The sequence below is a fragment of the Ruegeria hyattellae genome, assembly GCF_041537925.1.
Classification (GTDB): domain Bacteria; phylum Pseudomonadota; class Alphaproteobacteria; order Rhodobacterales; family Rhodobacteraceae; genus Ruegeria_C.
Genome location: NZ_JBGOSH010000013.1, coordinates 1 through 18,095, shown reverse-complemented (window position 1 = coordinate 18,095; position 18,095 = coordinate 1). Strand labels below are relative to the sequence as shown.

General features: G+C 55.2%; 14 protein-coding genes and 3 pseudogenes. 7 read left to right on the top strand and 10 right to left on the bottom strand.

The window, feature by feature from the left end; genetic code table 11:
* Positions 1 to 183 precede the first annotated feature (183 nt).
* Positions 184 to 762 (top strand): annotated as a pseudogene (locus tag AB1E33_RS23070) (IS6 family transposase).
* 124 nt (positions 763 to 886) lie between these two features.
* Entirely contained in the window at positions 887 to 3,637 is a 2,751-nt protein-coding gene (locus AB1E33_RS23065) for a DUF2339 domain-containing protein (protein WP_372579593.1), read from the top strand.
* A 108-nt stretch (positions 3,638 to 3,745) separates the two neighbouring features.
* Here the strand turns inward: AB1E33_RS23065 and AB1E33_RS23060 are convergent.
* The 7 genes and pseudogenes from AB1E33_RS23060 to AB1E33_RS23030 form a co-directional block, all read right to left on the bottom strand.
* Positions 3,746 to 4,456, bottom strand: a pseudogene (locus tag AB1E33_RS23060) (IS6 family transposase).
* A gap of 429 nt (positions 4,457 to 4,885) precedes the next feature.
* Positions 4,886 to 5,563 carry an aspartate/glutamate racemase family protein gene (locus AB1E33_RS23055; RefSeq protein WP_372579592.1) on the bottom strand — a complete coding sequence of 226 codons (678 nt, stop codon included), beginning with the start codon at positions 5,561 to 5,563 and terminating at the stop codon, positions 4,886 to 4,888.
* Between the two features lie 7 nt (positions 5,564 to 5,570).
* Positions 5,571 to 6,293, bottom strand: coding sequence for an ABC transporter ATP-binding protein (locus AB1E33_RS23050; RefSeq protein WP_445758221.1), 723 nt, complete (start codon positions 6,291 to 6,293; stop codon positions 5,571 to 5,573).
* Between the two features lie 3 nt (positions 6,294 to 6,296).
* Positions 6,297 to 7,079: an ABC transporter ATP-binding protein gene (locus AB1E33_RS23045; protein ID WP_372579591.1), complete on the bottom strand. Its 783-nt coding sequence runs from the start codon at positions 7,077 to 7,079 to the stop codon at positions 6,297 to 6,299.
* Complete coding sequence (locus AB1E33_RS23040) at positions 7,076 to 8,047, bottom strand: branched-chain amino acid ABC transporter permease (protein ID WP_372579720.1); 972 nt, start codon at positions 8,045 to 8,047, stop codon at positions 7,076 to 7,078. Before AB1E33_RS23040 ends, AB1E33_RS23045 begins: the two co-directional genes overlap by 4 nt.
* 19 nt (positions 8,048 to 8,066) lie before the next feature.
* Positions 8,067 to 8,936 carry a branched-chain amino acid ABC transporter permease gene (locus tag AB1E33_RS23035; RefSeq protein WP_372579590.1) on the bottom strand — a complete coding sequence of 290 codons (870 nt, stop codon included), beginning with the start codon at positions 8,934 to 8,936 and terminating at the stop codon, positions 8,067 to 8,069.
* Positions 8,937 to 9,031: 95 nt separating this feature from the next.
* Complete coding sequence (locus AB1E33_RS23030; protein ID WP_372579589.1) at positions 9,032 to 10,219, bottom strand: ABC transporter substrate-binding protein; 1,188 nt, start codon at positions 10,217 to 10,219, stop codon at positions 9,032 to 9,034.
* Positions 10,220 to 10,329: 110 nt separating this feature from the next.
* On the opposite strand from AB1E33_RS23030, the gene AB1E33_RS23025 reads away from it, so the two are divergent.
* A complete protein-coding gene (locus AB1E33_RS23025) occupies positions 10,330 to 11,163 on the top strand; it encodes a GntR family transcriptional regulator (protein WP_372579588.1) in 834 nt (277 codons plus the stop codon).
* Between the two features lie 138 nt (positions 11,164 to 11,301).
* On the opposite strand, the pseudogene AB1E33_RS23020 reads toward AB1E33_RS23025, so the two are convergent.
* The 3 genes and pseudogenes from AB1E33_RS23020 to AB1E33_RS23010 all read right to left on the bottom strand — a co-directional run bounded on the left by AB1E33_RS23020 (position 11,302) and on the right by AB1E33_RS23010 (position 13,136).
* Positions 11,302 to 11,981: pseudogene (locus AB1E33_RS23020) on the bottom strand (IS6 family transposase).
* 305 nt (positions 11,982 to 12,286) lie between these two features.
* The gene (locus AB1E33_RS23015) at positions 12,287 to 12,796 is read right to left on the bottom strand and encodes a hypothetical protein (RefSeq protein WP_372579587.1); all 510 of its coding nucleotides are present in this window, start codon (positions 12,794 to 12,796) and stop codon (positions 12,287 to 12,289) included.
* Positions 12,768 to 13,136: an antibiotic biosynthesis monooxygenase family protein gene (locus AB1E33_RS23010; protein ID WP_372579586.1), complete on the bottom strand. Its 369-nt coding sequence runs from the start codon at positions 13,134 to 13,136 to the stop codon at positions 12,768 to 12,770. Before AB1E33_RS23010 ends, AB1E33_RS23015 begins: the two co-directional genes overlap by 29 nt.
* A 139-nt stretch (positions 13,137 to 13,275) precedes the next feature.
* Between AB1E33_RS23010 and AB1E33_RS23005 the strand changes: the two genes are divergently transcribed.
* From AB1E33_RS23005 to AB1E33_RS22990, 4 genes are all read left to right on the top strand, one after another.
* Entirely contained in the window at positions 13,276 to 13,728 is a 453-nt protein-coding gene (locus AB1E33_RS23005) for a MarR family winged helix-turn-helix transcriptional regulator (protein ID WP_372579585.1), read from the top strand.
* Between the two features lie 207 nt (positions 13,729 to 13,935).
* Entirely contained in the window at positions 13,936 to 14,556 is a 621-nt protein-coding gene (locus AB1E33_RS23000) for a hypothetical protein (RefSeq protein WP_372579584.1), read from the top strand.
* Between the two features lie 523 nt (positions 14,557 to 15,079).
* Positions 15,080 to 15,340 carry a hypothetical protein gene (locus AB1E33_RS22995; RefSeq protein WP_372579583.1) on the top strand — a complete coding sequence of 87 codons (261 nt, stop codon included), beginning with the start codon at positions 15,080 to 15,082 and terminating at the stop codon, positions 15,338 to 15,340.
* Positions 15,341 to 15,422: 82 nt separating this feature from the next.
* Positions 15,423 to 17,870, top strand: a complete 2,448-nt coding sequence (locus tag AB1E33_RS22990) for a BTAD domain-containing putative transcriptional regulator (protein ID WP_372579582.1) — start codon at positions 15,423 to 15,425, stop codon at positions 17,868 to 17,870.
* Positions 17,871 to 18,095: the final 225 nt, after the last annotated feature.

Below are 18,095 nucleotides of genomic sequence, written 5' to 3'. Positions count from 1 at the left end.
GACGCGAGCGACGGTAGATGGCCGACAAATTCAATGATGCCCGTTGCCACAAGTTTCCCAAGGCAAAGTATCGGGTCGCGAACTACTCAGAATGGCTTTGTCGCAAACCTTGGCCGGCGTGTAACACCTTGGCGTTGTTTGATCCAACTGGTGGTTTGACTGCGACATTGTTTAGGAATGCCAATGATCTCCTTCAAATGTGTGCGCTATCCGCAATCGGTGATTCTGTTCGCGGTCTATATCTAAGTCCGGTACGGCGTCTCATACCGCGACCTGGAAAAGATCATGGCAGAACGTGATGTGTCGGTTAATCATGCGTCGCTGAACCGCTGGGTCCTGAAGTATTCACCCGAGGCCGCCTACGAGGCGCAGAAACGGAAGGACAACACCGCTGACTTTTGGCGCATCGATGAGATCTATTTTACGGTGCGTGGTGAATGGGTGTACCTGTATCGTGTAGTAAATCGCGACGGGAAAACCCTTGATTTCATGCTGTCAGCGGAGCGAGACACCAAGGCTGCAAAGAAATTCTTCGCCAATGCTTTGTGCAACAATGGCATACTGAAGCGGATCACCATTGACAAAAGCAGAACCAACACAGCCGGGATCAAAGAGGTCAACAACATGATCGAGCAGGATCACCGTTTCATCAAACGGCTCACGAGGCCGATGCTCGGCTTCAAAAGCGTCGTCTCAGCTGCAGCGACACTTGCGGGCATCGAGACCGCCAACATGATTCGTAAGGGCCAGCTCGGACTTTAGACAAGCGGATTCCGTCAATTTGCAGAGCTCGCTGGATAACTCCACCCAGTCAAAGCGAAAGCTTTGAAACACGCCAAAAATTTGCAACAAAGCCGCATTCCGGCAATTCATCTGGAGGTTTTCTATGGAACCGGTGCTTGTTCTTGTCGGTCTGATTGTTGTGGCAATTCCCGTTACGATTGTCGTCTTGCTCGTGGGGCAGTCCCGCCTGCGGCGGCGCGTGGACAATCTGGAAAGACAGCTGACTGAAATTGAGCGGGAACCCACGTCCTCGGACCGGTCCGATACCCGATCAGATTTGGCCAGGCAGGCCGCGCCAGCCAGGCGGACCTCAGAACCGGACAAGAGTATGCGCCGGTCTGCGCCGTGGGCGCACACGCGTGCCGCGACGAAAGAGCCGTCTAGTGTCTCAACCCAAAAAACCGATCGGGATGAGGGCGTTCGCCCGCCGACACCGCGCGCTGTCGTGTTCCGGCAGGATCGATTGCAGGCCCTGGGACTCTGGCTGCGGGAGAATTGGTTTTATGCCGTTTCCGCCCTTTCCTTAGCGCTAGCGGGCATTTTCCTTGTGCAATACGGGGTCGAAAACGGATTGTTGCCACCGACGGCGCGCGTTGCCGCCGCACTGGTTTTTGGAACGCTGCTGATCATCGCGGGTGAGGTCGTGCGCCGCCGTTTCGGAGATGATGAAAACTCGGCAACGGCCTATCTTCCGTCCGTCTTTTCGGGCGCAGGGCTTGTCACATTGTTTGGTGGCATTCTCGCGGCACGGCAGATGTACGGTCTGATCGGACCCGAAACAGCGCTTGGCGCAATGGTCGCGATTGCTCTGATGGGGGTGGTTCTGGGTTGGTATCATGGGCCCCTGCAGGCAGCGGTCGGATTGATTGGGGCCTTCGGCGCGCCATTTTTGGTGGGCGGGTCCTCGGAAGATCCTTCTTGGCTTTATGCCTATTTCCTGATCGCCACATTGCTTGGCCTTGGAATCGATACCGTGCGTAAGTGGGCCTGGGTTTCGGTGCTGAGTTTGTTTGGTGCCTATGCCGCAGCAGGATTGGTGGTTTTGTCGTCCCCCTCAAGCGATGCAGGGTTCGTGGCTTATCTGGTGGCAATTGCCGCAGCCGCGATCACGATTCCTGCCCGCAGCCTCTTCCCGAGGCATGACGGCAGGATGCTGACCGAAGTGGTCCGCCGCAAGGCCGGCGATCCGTGGCCCGAGTTTCCCACCCGGCTGGCCTTTGCCGCGGTCCTGACCAGTTCGGCTATTGTAAGTACTCACTGGGTGGGATCAGAGGCGATGTTCTGGCTGTATGCTTTGCTTTTGGGCGGGCTAACGATTGCGTTGATGACATGGGCCAGCGGCGCGAGCGCCTTGCAGGACGCTACAATCTTCCCGGCTGCCGGGTTGCTTTGGCTGGTATATCATCAGGGCTTTGGCGGTGTCCTCTACCGCAGATTTGCTGCGACGTATTCTGAGACGAACGAAGCAGATTATCCAATGGCTGTTACGATTTTGGCGGCGCTTGGTGCGGTGCTTTCTCTTGTGGCCGCATGGCGTTCCTTCCGCGGTGGGCGATATGCCGCGGTCTGGGCCGGAGCAGCGGCGGTCCTGGCGCCTGCAATGGCCATTGTGCTGGAGGTCAGCTGGCGGCCTCCCGAAGTCATCGGGGCATATCTCTGGGCGCTGCACGCGCTGATGCTCGGGGCGCTGATGGTCCTTCTGGCGGAGCGTTTTGCGCGCGTGGACGGTGAGGATCGGATGCGGGCGGCGCTGGTAACCCTGTCGGCCCTGTCCTGCCTTGCGTTCGCTTGCATCATCGTCCTCAGCTCTGCCGCTTTAACCGTCGCGATGGCGGTGACCGTGTCGGTAGCAGCTGCGCTTGACCGCAAATTCTCGTTGCCCCCGATGAGCTGGTTTATCGCGGTGGGTATCGCGACCCTTGGTTTCCGTCTGGTCGTGGATCCGGGATTGGACTGGGCCAGTTTGGCGCCGTTGCCGGAAATGCTGCTGGCCTATTGCGGCACTTTGGCGGGTCTTGTTCTGTCCTTGTGGCTCTTGCGTCCTTTGGCGCGCCCCAAGGCCCGTCTGATGCTGGAAAGCGCGGCATGGTCGACTGCGGGCATTCTTTTGTCGCTGCTGCTCCTGCGGTGGCTGGAGAGCGTCGGAGAGGTTGGTGCGGAAGACAGCCACTGGGGTCTTGGTCTGGCATCGGTAATCTGGCTGGTTCTTGCATTCGCTCAGGTGCGGAGGCTGGAACTGGGTGGAGCGTTAAAGACATTCCGCATTTTTCTTGCCGTAGTTTTCGGATGTACCGGTGCTGCAGCATTGCTGGTTGCCTTGTCCGTAGCCAATCCGCTGTTTGAATACACGACGGCTCCGGTTCTTGGTCCTGCAGTTTTTAACACGTTGACAGTAGCCTATCTGATCCCGGCTTCCGTCGTCGGGTTCGCCGTATGGCGAATTGGGTCGATGCCCCGGAAATTGAAGCATGTTTGCCAAGTCGGTGCGCTGGCATTGTCCGCCCTTTGGCTTGTTCTTGTCATTCGTCATTTCTGGCAGGGCGCCCCGGGCATGTTTTTTGGCAACGGCGTCAGTCAGCCCGAGCTTTACACTTACACGATGACATTGCTGGCCATCGGGGGGCTGCTGTTCTACCAGTCTCTGGCTCGGCAATCCGATATGATGCGCAAGGCTGGGCTGGCGGTAATCGGGCTTGCTGTGGCGAAGGTGTTTCTGATCGACATTTCCGGTCTGGGAGGGCTGATCCGGGTTTTTTCACTACTGGCGCTTGGATTGGCTCTGGCGGGTCTGGCGTGGCTTAACCGCTGGGCGCTTATGCGCAAATCGCCGACACCGGAACCTCTGGACCAATAGAAACAGGCGTCAAGTACGCCTGCCACGTTTGACCGGTTGGCCATCATTAATCGAACTGGTATTGCCAAGTTGTTGACGTGAGCTTGTCAGGCAATGGCAAAGGCAGGTTCAGGCTGCCATTTCGGCGGTGTAGTCGCCCCAGAGTTTAAACGCATCAGAGCGAGCGTGGCGGTATGAGGTTGCAGTGAGTTGGTATCGGCGGGGGCGGAAAATCAGGTTGATCTGGTCATGCGCAGACAGAAATCTCTGAGCCTGCCGATGAGACTTGAACCGGCCCGTTATCTTCTCTCGTTTTCGGGTCGGTCGGTGCGACACCTCGATTGCGTTGTTTAGACTTTTGTGAGCGCGACGGTCAACGACCGGTGCCAGTGTTTTGATTGGCTTGATATAGCTGCGCAATTTGTCGGTGATGACGACCCTGGGTTCGCCAAATTAGGCAACCAGTCCTTTGAATAAGCGCTTTGCGGCTTTGGCGCTTCGACGCGTTTGCACGAGAATGTCGAGCACATCGCCATTTGCGGCGAGCGCGCGCCACAGCCAGTGCTTCTTGCCGCGCATTATGATCACAGCCTCGTCCATGTGCCACTTGTCGTGTGGCAGCGGACGATCACGGCGGATGCAACCTGCAAAGTGGCGACCGAAGCGATTGGCCCAAAGCCGGACTGTTTCCCGGCTGAAGATCACGCCCCTAGAAGCCAACAGATCCGCGACGTCAGCTGTGCTCAACGCAAAGCGATGGTAAGCCCAAACCGCATAGGCAATGATCTCACGAGGAAAGCGAAAACCCTTCAGGCCCGGCATAATCGTTGGGATGTGCATAAGCGCGACCTAGCGAGATCTCTCCGCCGGAAAAACTTGGCAATACCGAGATCATTACTCCTCCTCCTCCGAAGAACGCGATTCACGGCGAGAATGCACAGCGCAATCAACACATCAATGCTATCGCTAGACATGGCAGAATGCACTGGCAAACGAAGACAGGATACAACGAGAGATCGCGGGTTGAAGCCCAGATCGGCAGGTGGAAACAGGTTATCGGCGATCGCCTGCAAGCGCGTGGTTCTGACAATCAAATTGGCGAGGCGAAAATCGCATCAAAGGCGCTCAACCGCATGACTGGTCTCGGTTTTGCGGAGTATGAACGCGCCTTCTAAAGTGTTGGGGTATGGGGCAAATTAGCCTCTTGCCTGATCCACGCAACACAGTCGATCAACGCCAAACAATGCGACAGAGCCCTGCGGCACCCTTTTAGGAATAAGAACACAGTTTTGATGTTGTCAGTTTGGCTTTGACCAGGGCTTCGACAAAAGCCACGGCACAAGCAACGCCATCGACAATGGGCAGGCCGAATTCTTCGGACAGGTTCGTCATCAGATCCGTCATGCCAGCACAACCCAGAACAATGGCTTCAGCCCTATCTTCGTCAATCGCAGCCCGTATTTCAGTTCTGATTTTGTCGACAGTTTTGGGATCATTCTCCTCAAGCATCAGAACCGGCACGTCTGACGCGCGAACCCGAACACAGCGGCGGTCAAGACCGTAGCGCAACAGGTTCGCCTCTAACCCTGCAAGTGAGCGGGACAATGTGGTAATGACGCTGAATTTCGGGCTGATCATCGAGGCCGCGTGATACGCGGCCTCGCCAACCCCGATGACCGGGGCTGAGGTGACGCAACGCACGGCATCGACACCGGTGTCGTCGAAGCAGGCCACGACGATCCCATCGACATCCGGGTATTGCTTGACCACATCCAACAGGCCGGGCAGACATATTGAGACGTCCAGATAGCCCTGAATACTGGCCGGACCGTCCTGCGAGTTGACGGCAACAATCTCGGTTTCAGGGTCTGCAACAGTGCGGGCCGCCGCCTCTATCTTGCGTGTCATGGAACTGGTGGTGTTGGGATTGACTACAAGCAGTTTCACAGCATCCTCACACTTCTCCGCCCAGATAGGCGGCCTTGATCCGGGGATCGGTCAAAAGCTCTTTTGAATTGCCCGAGATCACCACATTTCCAGTGGTCAACGCATAGGCGCGGTGCGAAATCGACAACGCCATACGCGAGTTCTGCTCGACCAACAGAACCGACACGCCTTCGTCGCGGTTGATTGCCACGATAGACCGAGCAATGTCTTGCACCAGCTTGGGAGCAATCCCCAGCGAAGGCTCATCCAGCAGCAGCAGCCGGGGCTTGGCCATCAGCGCCCGGCCAATAACCATCATCTGCTGTTCGCCACCCGACAAGGTTCCCGCAGATTGGGAATAACGCTCCTTCAGACGCGGAAATCTTTCCAAAACTGAATCCAGTGTGCTCTGAACATCAGCCTTGTCCGAGCGGGTAAAGGCCCCCATCAGCAGGTTGTCTTTCACCGACATATAAGGAAACACGCGCCGCCCTTCCGGCACCATGGCGATGCCCTTCGAGACGATCTCGGCCGGGTTTGTGCCGGCGATGTATTCACCCTCAAACGCGACCGAACCGGATTTGATTTTGGCCAACCCGGTGATCGCCCGCAGGATCGAGCTTTTGCCCGCGCCATTGGCACCGATCAGAGCCACCGTTTCGCCTTGCTTCAGTTCGAGCGACACGCCTTTCAGCGCATAGACGTGATCGTAGTAGAGCTCGACGTCTTTGAAATCTAACATCTTTGTCATGGCTCAGATCCCGATCTCGTCATCTTCGCTGCCCAGATAGGCTTCGATAACCTTTTCGTTGTTCTGGATTTCTTCTGGCGTGCCCTCGGCGATCATCTCACCAAAGTTAAGGACGACAATCCGGTCGGAAATATTCATCACCGCTGGCATGTCGTGTTCCACCAGCATTACGGTGACACCCCGGTCATCCCGCACTTTGCGCACCAGATTGACCATTTTCATGGTCTCATCGTGGTTCATTCCGGCAAATGGCTCATCCAACAGCAGTACCTTGGGATCAGTGGCCAGACCAATGGCGATCCCCAGCGCCCGCAGGTTGCCTTGCGGCAGGTTCGACGCCTGTTCATTGGCGATCTCTGTCATGCCCAGGAATTCGATCAGATCATCGGCATATTGCCCGAAGCTGTCGACATCCTCATGCGCGGTCCTGGTGCCCCAGAAATACCCCGCCAACGAGGCTCTGGCCCGCAGGTGTTGGGCCACGATGATGCTTTCGCGCACTGTCATTGACTTAAAGATCGTCGTTTCCTGGAACGTGCGAACCACACCCTTGCGCGCCACCACGTGTGGTTTCAGGTTCGAGATTCTCTCGCCCTTGTACAGCACCTCACCCGTCGTTGTGGGCAGGAAAGAGGAGATCATCTTGAACAGGGTGCTCTTACCCGCCCCGTTTGGCCCGATCACCGACAGAATCTCGTTTTCATTGACGTTGAATGAAATGTCGCTGTTGGCGGTCAATCCTCCGAATTTCTTGGTAACATGGCGGACTTCCAGAAGATGGCTCATTTGCCCGCTCCTTTCCTGCCGGGCAACCGCAGGCTGAGCAGCCCATTGGGCAAAAACAGCATCAGGATGATTAGCATGCTGGAATAGGCCAGCAACTGGAAGCGACCGAGTTCGAACAGCAGGTCCCAGCCGAAATACAGAACCAACGTGCCAAGCATCGGACCAAACACATAGCCAAGCCCACCAAGGAAACAGTTCAGCATGAAATTCACACTGTCAGCGACCTGAAAACTGGATGGATAAACCGATTGCGCGATCGAGCCAAACATAGCCCCGCCAATGCCGCCCAGAAAGGATGAAATCGCAAAGACGATGACGCGGATATACGAGATATTAACACCGATCGAACTGGCCAGTTCCTCGTTCTGCTGCATTGACCGGCACAGATGCCCGAGGCGCGAGTTGACCAGCCGGTACATGGCCGCGAAGGTCAGCACCATCAGCACACAGGCAGCGTAGTAGAAAGCTAGTCTCGGGTTCTCAAGCGTTGCAAAATCTGGGATCAGTGTCAGACCCAAGATCGACACGCCTCCAGGCAGCGGGATCGATGTGATACCCTTTGCCCCGTTGGTGATTGGCAGGGCCAACGTTGTCAGTGTGACCACCTGCGTCAGCACCAGCGAGATCATGGCGAAATATACGCCGCGCAATCTCAGGATCGGAACGCCGATCACAATCGCCACGGCGGCAGCGAACAACCCGGCCAGCGGCAAGGACAGCCAGAAAGACATGCCCGCCTTAGTCACCAGAATGGCAGAGACATAGGCCCCAATCAGGGCAAAGGCACCCTGACCGATATTGATACGACCGATATAGAAAGTCAGCCAAACACCTGCGCTGGCGATTGACAACAACGCAACTGCTGTGAGGGTGTAATATAGATCGGTCCGGCCAAGGGCTGCGATAAGCGCAGGCACCACAGCGAAGATTGCCAATACAAACACCGCCAGACTGGCCCATTGGATCATGTTAAGTTTAGGCACTGCATTATCCCCACGGCTTGCCCATCAACCCCTGCGGTCGAATGGCCAGGAAAATCATCAGCGATACGAAAATCAGCAGATAGGTGATGTCGCCATATTGCGAGAGGACGGCCAAACCGATGGCTTCCAAAAAGCCGAGGATGATACCACCGGCGATCGCGCCGGAAATCACGCCCGCTCCACCGATCATCACCATCATGAAAGCCTTGATCGAGGTTGGTCCGCCCATCCCCAAATTGACCCCTGTGATGGTCACCAGCAACCCTCCGACCAGACCCGCCAGCATTGCGCCTAGGGCGAAGCCGATCATCGAATAGCGAGCGACATTGACCCCCATCAGCTGCGCGGCCGTGCGGTCTTGGGCCAGCGCACGCAGGGCGCGGCCGGTTCTGGAATATTGCATGAACAGGATGAATGAGACGATCGACAAAATAGCCAGAACGCAGATCAAGATGCGGTCATATGGCATGATCAGCCTGAAGTCCCAATTGAAGACGCCGTCGACGATCTTAGGAACACCGCGTTGTTTCTCGCCAAAGACCAGCAAGATTACCGCATCGAACAAGAACGCCAGCCCCGCCGCCAGCAACATCGTGCTTTCCTCGCGGGAAGATCGTCGTATGACCGGTGCAAACAGGAACCGTTCAATCAGCGCGCCGAGTACGGCAAGCGTGATGCAAGACGCCAGCAGCGCAAGTACGAATGGCCAACCAAGTTGCCCATAAAAGGTATAGGTGACAAAGCCGCCAAGAACATACATCTGCCCATGGGCAAAATTCAGTACATTCATAAGGGCGAATATCAGCGTCAGTCCTAGGGCAATCATCGCATATTGCGCGCCCAGATAGATGCCATTTGCTAGTATCTGTTCCATGAGTGTCCCGCGTAAGGTTCGGGTGTCCCGGGCTGATTGTCAGCCCGGGTGAGTAGGTGGCTCGGTAGGCTGTCGCCTTGATTGAGTGTATTGCCTCAGTCGACTTCGGCGACGAAGAGCGTTTCAAACGCACCGTCCTGATAAACATTCACCACCAGCGGAACGGCGATCTGACGCTTTTGCCCGAACGAAGTTGAACCCACATACCGCATCTTGGCATCGCCCTTCATAAAGGGATTGGGCGCTTCGAACGTATCCATGGTCGTCTGAAACGCAGCGACGTCGTCAATACCGGCTGGGTTGGCATTAAGCGTCGCCAGAATGTATTCAAGCGCATAGACCTTGGTGTTAGACTCGTCATTATATTCGCCGAACAAATCGGTATATCGCTTGACGAACTCCTTCATGTCATCGGATGCAATCTCGGGCGTTGAGGCACCACCGACAGAAATGAACCCGTTGGCCAAATCCCCTGCGCCTTCGCGCAGAACCGTCGCATCCTGCGCGGTTTCGGTCGAGATGACGCCCTGGAACCCAAGTTCACGCGCCGATCGGATCAGCTGTGGCGCGTTGGCCGGAGAGACGCCAGACAGCACAAGGAGGTCGGGTTGTGTGCGCATGACGGGGGTCAACACCGGAGTAAAATCTGTCGTGTCCACCTGGTATGTGACATTGTCCGACACAACCTCAAGCCCCAGAGACTTGGCCGCTGCGACGCCGCCATCCCGTTGGCTCAGCGGATCGGATTCGTTCGCGGCAACGAACGCCACGGTTTTTACACCCTTTTCGTCCTTCAAGTACTTATAGATCGCAGGGCCTGACTGATAGTTTGCGACCATGCCAAGAACCGCATTCGACGCAGGGGCCGTATAAAGCTCTTTTGGGAAGGCATACGGAAAATACATGATCCCCTGCGCTTCTGCGACGGGGCGCACCGCTGCGGCGCCATCATCCACATTGGGCCCTACCACGTAATGAATGCCCTCTTGCGCCATTTTTTCCATACCGGCAATTGCCCGCTTGGGGTCTTTCTGATCATCGAAAGACACAATCTCTATATCATAAACGGTGTCACCGATCTTGTATCCACCGGTTTCGTTGATCCAGTCGGCTCGCGCTTCCATCGAGCGTTGATTGGAGATGCCCCAGGCCGCAGCCGGGCCAGACGTAACTCCGACAAAGCCTATCTTCAGCACCGGGTTTTCCGCCCAAGCGACCGATCCAAAGATGGATGCGGCCAGAGCCAAAGCAGCCGATGATTTCATCAAGTTTCTGCGTTTCATTATTTCCTCCCTATTGAGGTCTCGGCGCCTCTTTCGGACGCTTGGAAAGGTAGACTGTTTCACAGGTCGAATCCCGGTGAACAGCTCAAGTTCTGCATTGTTAACAATCTTTGTCAACATTTTTTGCCAGCACAGTTGTTGATATTGTCAACACAAATCCGATATATTGTCATAAGAACACCTTGCAGCTATTAACAATTTTCAGGCCATTTCCATCGGTATGGAACGAGATGAAAAACAAAGCTGAAGAGAAGCTTGACACTCTGCGAACCGATCCTGACGAACAAATGATCGTCGACCGGATTTATTCAGCAGTCATGGAACAAAAGTTGGCGCCCAGAACCAAGCTGAGCGAGCTGGCATTGTGCGAAACTTTCGGTGTCGGACGCATGCGTGTGCGCCGCGCCTTGCTGTTGCTCAGCAGTCAGGGGATCGTCGACCTCCGTTCGAATCGCGGAGCCTATGTCGCCTGCCCTAGTGCTGATGAGGCCCGTGAAGTCTTTGTTGCCCGGTTGATGATTGAAACAGGAATCGTGCAGGAACTGGCACGCGGCATCAGTCACGAAGGTATTCAATCCTTGCGCGCGCATGTCGAGAAGGAAGAAGTTGCGCGAAAGAACAACGACCGTACCGAGATGATCCGACTTTCCGGAGCGTTTCACGTCGAGTTGGCGCGCTGCCATAATAATTCGGTCCTGACCCGCGTGTTGCGCGAGTTGGTGACTCGCACATCACTGATTGTCGCATTGTTCGGTTCAAACCGCGGTTCCACCTGTCCCGATGACGAACACACTTCGATCATTGACGCTATCGCCAACGGCCAACCACAAGCGGCTGAGGACTCCATACGTCACCACATCCTTCATGTTCAGAATTCACTTGACCTTGAACAAACCCAAAGAGCGGAACCAGACTTGGCAAAGATTCTCACGGGCCGAATGTAGCTTACATTTTATGATCCAGGTGACCGTGTTGCACGGATTATGAATGAGGCGAATTCGCCCTATACCCCGTCATTTCAGACGACGGGCTTTGTCGCAAACTTTAGCGTGGTTCGAAGCTATCGCTTTGACTGGGCGAGTTTATCCTGCGAGCTCTGCGAATTGACGGAATCCGTTTGTCGAAGGCCCAAGCTGCCCCTTCCGGATCATGTTGGCGGTCTCGATTCCTGCAAGTGCCCCTGCTGCTGAGACGTAGCTTTTGAAGCCGAGCATCGGCCTCGTGAGCCGCTTGATGAACCGGTGGTCCTGCTCGATAATGTTGTTTAGGTACTTCGAGCGAACGGTGTCGATCTTAACCGGTATCTGCAATCGCTTGAATATCTTGTTGTCTTCCTTGATCCCGGCCGCGTTGCTTCTGCTATTGTCAATGGTGATCCGTTTCGGGAGGCCATTGGTGCACAAAGCATTGGCGAAGAATTTCTTTGCAGCCTTGGTGGCGCGCTTCTCGGAAAGCATGAAATCAAGGGTTTGTCCGTCGCGATCTACGGCACGATACAGGTACACCCATTCGCCAAGGACCTTAATATGGTCTCATACATACGCCAAGAGTCAGCCGTATTGGCCTTCCTTTTCTGCGCCACGCGAGCAGCCTCGGATAAATATTTCACGACCTAGCGGTTCAGAGTAGGATGATCAACCGACATACCACGTTCGGCCATGATCTCTTCCAGGTCGCGGTACGAGACCCCATAGCGAACGTAGAAATAAACCGCAAACAGGATCACAGATCTTGGGTAGTGCGCACCTTTGAAGTCGATCACCGGACATTCCCAAATAGCGTTACAGACCAAGCACCAGATGGATTAAACCGGGCGAAGGTGCAACCTGCCGACCAAATTTTGCGACAAAGCCAGAATGCGTCATCCTGTTTCCGCCCGGGCGCCGATGTAGCCGGCGTCCGGATAGAGCCCGGTCACGAGCTGAAGGCTCGGGAATTGCTCTGTTCATGAACAGCCGTCATTCGCGGTGCTGAACCTGAACTCACACAACGCGGACAAAGCGTGCTTTCGCTGCGTTTGCTCGAATGTCGGCAATATTGGCCAGAGCTTGGGTTGGAACCACCTCTTCAGCGCGACCGCCGAATTTTACCGGTCATTCGCAAGCCATCACGAATGTTCAGTCCCATCATGGTGAGGTTGGCTGCCCCGGCGATCAACTCAACCATCTGAACCGTATAAAATGTGCTATCAAATTCGCCAGCGGCGGCCTTGCCAGCCAGAAACCAGGCAGCCGGTAGGAGGATCAGCAAACCGTTCAGCGCAATGACAGGCATGCGGGTCTTCTTCGCTCTCGTCAGCACATCCTTGCGCTTCCGGCCCATAGCCATGCCCGATCCGCCAGCAATGGCCATAGCCGGGATGAGAATGAACATGCCTTTCAGGATCAATGCCTTGACGTTTGCGACTGTTTCATGGCTCGCAAAGAGTTCGCTGGTGGCCGTTGATGTCCAGAATAGGAGGATCATCACAAAGCCGATGCCGCCCGCGATGGCGTGAATCTTTATTTTCATTTCGGTTCTCTCAAATTGGTTTTTTAGAAGGGATTCGTCAGGCCGTGCAGCAATTCGGCACGGCAATCTTCTCGAACAGGTGGGGTGCTGTCACAGCGCTTGAGGGATAGTGGCTGAGCTGCTGCTGAAACTCGGGGTTTGAAAACGCGGCGCGGAAGTCTGCAACAGACTCCCAGACCGCGTAGTTCAGGTACATGCTGCCGTCGCCAACGGCTTTATGCAGTTGAGTGCTGATGTAACCCAGCTGCTTTTTCATCCATTGGGCATCGCTTTTCCAGGCTTCTACCAAGGCGTCTTGGTCAACGGGATCGACTGTGAAGAGATTGACGAGCACGACGGGTCCGGCATCGATGCCCAATTGCCGTTCAATGGGAAACTCGAGGTCGAGGGGTTTGAAACTGACCATTTCGTTACTCCTTGAAAGTCATTTCAGTTTGGTGTCACGTTGTCATATTTGGGAGGCATCAAGCACAATGACAATATGTTGTCAAATAAAATAAGGGATCGACATGTCGGATGAACGAAGGACCGAGGATGGAGAAGCCGTGACAGCGCTGATACTCGATGTGTTTCGGCTGAACGGTCGACTGCAGCTTGCCGGTGATCGCCTCGTGTTAGAACTCGGCCTGACAAGTGCCCGATGGCAGATCCTTGGCGCCATTGCCTATTCTGATCGACCGGAATCCGTTGCCTGGCATGCACGGACCATGGGTGTTCACCGGCAGGGCGTTCAACGGATTGTCAACGAGTTGAAAAGAGAGGGCGTCGTCGAGTTTCAGCCAAACCCGCAACACAAACGCGCGCATCTTGTTGTTCTGACCCAAAAGGGAAGGAAGCTGTACGAAGCCGCGAATGCGCGGCAAATTCCATGGGTGAATGAACTCTCGGAAGGCCTGTCGCCAGATGATATTGCGACAGCGCAAAATGTTGTTGGCCATCTTAAGACACGTCTCGAAGAAGCCTCAACGCGACAAGATCAGAGCCCGACCCAAAGCTGACGCTCATACAGAGTGCGGCATCGGTCATTCTGGGCTCAGAGCCCGATTTCGCTGCCGGTGACACGAACTACGGCTGCTGAACTGCGAATGACTGCGGATCGAACCAAACGGCGTAGAATCAAGAGTATGGCCCTGTTCGCGAACGCCCGCTCCAGGGAGGTCTGAAGGTCGACGCATTCTGCGCTGGCATTCGATGGTTCTGAGCCCATGGCGGACCTTTTTTCCCTTACGACCACCGACAATAGATATGGTCGGAAGCGCTCGTTCATTGCGCCAATCATTCCAGCGTGCCATCTGTTGTTGCCGCGACGATTTCGGATGGCCTCTGCCTACGGTCTGTCGCTTCATAGTTTTGCAAGTGCAGGAGTGATCATGACGTTTTATGACCGCAAAGACGCCGCCGCCGTCTTTATCCTGCGCATAGGGCTCGTGTGGTTCATGTTTCTCTGGGCCGTCCACAAGATCATTACGCCCCAGCAATATCAAAACCTGGCCAAGAATATCGACGGGATCGAGATGTCCTTTGCCCAGATATACGCCGTGGGAGGCGTTCAAATTGCACTTTGTGTGTTGGCAGCACTGGGCGTTTTTCGTGTTTTCAGCTATGGCAGTCTTGCGGCGATGCATTTCTTTACCATCACCCGACAATGGGAGCGTTACCTAGATCCCTTTGCTCTGAACGACCGCGGCTTTCCAATCAACCGAAACCCAGTGATCGCTCTTGCGGCGATGGCCGCATTCGTCGCGCTTCTGCTCCTGATTCACCGCGATCACTTCAGCATCGGAGGCTGGCTGCGGCGGCACGCAGGCGCCCGTTGGTGGTATTAGGATCTGTCTTCTAGAAAAGGTAACCGCCCCATAGAACCATCCATTTGGCGAGATTGAGGGCGTGCCGAGATCGGCTTTGTCCGCCACCTGTGAGTTCGAGTGCGAACGCTTGCTGCGGCCAGCTCGAACGGCCAGTCCGGCCGCCACGTGGCGGCGCTGAAATTCTCGCATCTGCGACGAATTTCCTGCCGCGAGCGCACGCAGCGAGAATTCAACACTTTTGCTGTGGGCTCGCCACGGCCATCGGACCGAGCGCGGCATCCGGGCGGCAGATGTTATTCACATGTATCAAGACGGCCCACAGCCGACATCCAGCAGCCAACCGAGATGCTGCGGGCGCAGCCCGCTTTGCCGACATTCGCTGCACCGGCGAGATAGGAGGCCTGTCGAACTCACATATCGCGAGACGATACGGACATTCACCCTTGCATGAAATAACGGGAAAATAACGGCCCTCTGTACTGCGACCTAACACCTGCCCGGCAATGTTCTCTCAAGTTGGGAAACCAAGGAGGCCGAACAAATGCTCTATGACACCCACAAAGAACTTAGTCGCGTTCGCACAAGGCATCTTCGCGCGGGCATAACGCCGGCATTGTTTGAAATGGATGCTTTGAGTATGGACGAGTTGCGCGCCGACGTGCTGTCGCAGAGACGGTGGCAAACAAGGCTTCCGACGCTTTTGAGTGCGGTCAAAAAATTGCTTGCGTTGCGGTTAGGAGCCCATGCGCCCACAAAGACAATCGCGCCGTCAGCTCCAAATCCAATGACACCTGCCGAATGACGGCCTTGGCCGTTTTCGCCCGGATTGGACGGGCGGGATCGCATGAGCTAACTTTCGGTTGAGTTCGAAGGAGCGTTTTTTGATGCCCGACCAAGAAATCAACTCAGCGGCCTCCGAGGCGCAGCTTGTTTTTGTCCGGCTCTTGGGGCCGATGAAAGTAACACGCGATAATGCCGAAGAAATAGAACTGCCGCGCAAAGTCCGGGCTATGTTTGCCTATCTTGTGACGCGAAGTGACGTGGCGGTGCCTAGACAAACGCTCATCGGGATGTTTTGGGGTGATCGATCCGAAACACAGGCGCGTTCCAGCCTGCGCCAGGCGCTCGCGGTTTTGCGGTCGGCACTTGATGACCTTGCCGAAATGGTTCTCGCCACCACATCCGAGTCAGTAATGGTTCGAACGAGCAGCCTGCACTTGGACTGCGATCAAATTGACGCATTGCTTTCTGAGGTCGTTAAACAGGATCAGGACCAAAGCCTTGAATTCCTAGAAGGCATGTCATTGGGCGACGCGGAATTCGACACTTGGCTGTCGGTCGAACGCGAACGCATGCGCGATCAGGTCTCGGTTCGACTGCGAGAACTTGCAGATGAGGCCGAAGCAGAACAGCGCTTCGATCTTGCGGCAGCGCGTTTGGGGATGCTGTTGCGGCAAATACCGACGGACGAAAATGCGCATCGCGGATTAATAAGGTTGCAGATAGTGCGGGGCAAATTTGATGCCGCAATTCGGCAATTCGAAAAATGCCGCACGCTTTTGAACCAGCACCTCGACGTCGCGCCTGATGCTCAGACCATATCCCTTTGGGAGGAAGCGCGGCGGCGCAGAAATGCTGTACCAGGCCGGTCGTTGGATTTAGGGTTGGCTACCAAATCGTTCATGGTCTTGGTGCGCACGGAGCCAGACCAGGCCCCGACAATCCAAGAGGCATTTTCAAAGTGGAACGGGTCGCAGCTACAACTCCCAGACAGCAACATTTGGTTTGCATTCGAGACGGCAGAAGCCGCTATGCGTGCATGCGTTGATGCGCGATCTAAATCGCGTGACAATAGTGGCAAAGCCGCTAACAAAGCCGCGTTTGCAATTCACCAGGGCAAAACCGATGAACCAGGTGTGGCCTACTCGTCGGGCGATCTTGCAGAGCTTGAAGAGGCCCTATCGGTGACACCTGCGGGCGAAATTCAAGTAAGCGCCCGTTTGTTCGGGATCGTTCGCCGAAATTCTCCTTACTTTTTCGAAGAGGTTGCGCCCGAGAATACGCGGCTCGGACTGACACTTTACCGCATCGAAAGGCCCATGATCCGGCAGCCGTTCTTGGCGGTTTATGCAAACGACTCCGCCGAGATGCCCAAACGAAGTTGCTCGCTAGCAGTGGCGCCGATCAAATTTATTGGGCCATCGGGATCAGATGATGAAATTTGGTCCGAGGGGTTGACTGAGGATTTGATACTAGAGTTGAGTCGAACGCATCGGGTGAACGTCAGCTCGCGCACGACACTTTTTGCGATCGGTGACCACGACGCGGTCGAGATCGGCAAAGAGTTGGGTGTCGGCTTCGTCCTTTCAGGTTCATTCCGAAAGATGGGGGACGATGCGCGCCTGAACTTCTCGCTGTCTGAGACGGATACCGGCAGGGTAATTTGGTCCGAGCAATTTTCGGTCGGTTTTTCTGATTTGCTCGACATTCTCGACGACGTCGTGGCGAAGGTGGTTGCTCGGATCGCGGGAAAAATCGAGAGACGTGAAATCGAGGCGGCGCGTCTCAAACGCCCGGAAAACATGACGGCCTATGAATATTACCTGCGGGGTATTTGGCATCATCGGCTTGGCGGGATCACAACGGAGCATTCAAGGAAAGCTGTCGAATGGTTGAGCAAGTCAATCGAAGCAGATCCGAGTTTCAACCGGCCAAGGGCTATGCTGGCCTGCGCCTGGTCCGACCTACCTGATTTCGATAAGGAAAAGGCGAATAATTCTGTCCTAAAGGCCTACCTGGCGGACCCCAACGATCCTGAAGCTAGTAGAATCCTTGGTTGGATGTGGCTGGAATATGAAGAATACGAAAAGGCGATCTATCACGCTGAATTATCGGTTTCACTTGCGCCACATGATGCGTACTTGATTGGCCGGTGTGCAGCGATCCATATATTTTGCGGTGACCCAGAAAAGGGTTTGGAGCGTTTGGAACATGCGCAAGAGCTCGATCCATTTGTCCCGGTCTATATCGTCGAGGAACGCTTGTCCGCACACTATGCGCTTGAAAACTATAAACAAATAATCGCCGAGGCCCGTCAACTTCAGCATCAAACACGGCGGTCACGGTACTACCTTGCCGCGAGCCTTGTGGCCACTGGTGATCTTGCAAACTCAAAAGAGGTTATTCGTGAGGCGCTTGCAGTCGATCCGGCATTGGGATTCGACTATCTTCGCGGGCAAGAACTATTTCGTGACAAAACTATTTTGGCGCGATTGGAAGGTCAGTTGCGGGACGCCGGATTTGGCGAGATTGCAGCTGAGCTGGCACCGTGAAACGCGTTCGCTTTGGGCTGAGGGTGTGTGGAAACTCGCTTGGTTTCTCTGCGTTGAAAGTACCTCTCTGGCGACCTTGTTGTGTCCGTGATCAGCACCTTTGGGCCTGATTAGAGTATTTGCATAACGGAAGGTTTCTGGCTCATCTGAACCGTCAAGGAGTGAAGATGAGACTGAAAGTTGGAACCGACAAACCGGCGGCCGAACGGGTCGTCAAAGACATCC